This is a genomic window from Streptomyces lydicus (genome assembly GCF_000717345.1).
Taxonomy (GTDB): Bacteria; Actinomycetota; Actinomycetes; order Streptomycetales; family Streptomycetaceae; genus Streptomyces; species Streptomyces lydicus.
The window spans coordinates 1-254 of record NZ_JNZA01000115.1 but is presented as its reverse complement, the minus strand read 5'-3'; the positions used below and the strand labels follow the sequence as shown (position 1 = coordinate 254).

Below are 254 nucleotides of genomic sequence, written 5' to 3'. Positions count from 1 at the left end.
CGACGAGGTCGTCGAGGGCCTGATCGGTGCGTCCTGCGGTGGGGGTCCCGAGCGGGATGTCGGTGCCGGCACCGAGCCGGGTCAGCAGCGTCGCCACCGTGGCCTGGAGGGCCATGAAGACCGTCGCGCCGTGGTCGCGGGCGAGGGAGGCCAGTCGGCCGTGGAGCCCGGCCGGCAGCTCGAAGCGGACCAGGCCGCCCGCGTGCGTCGGCTGCGCCGGGCGCGGCCGGTCGGTGGGCAGCGCCAGCTCCTGC

At 77.6% G+C, this 254-nt stretch carries 1 protein-coding gene; it reads right to left on the bottom strand.

All coding sequences use genetic code 11. From position 1 onward, the window contains the following. Window positions 1-254 (bottom strand): condensation domain-containing protein (locus OO62_RS36230; RefSeq protein WP_033271984.1); only part of this gene is annotated, 254 nt, incomplete at both ends.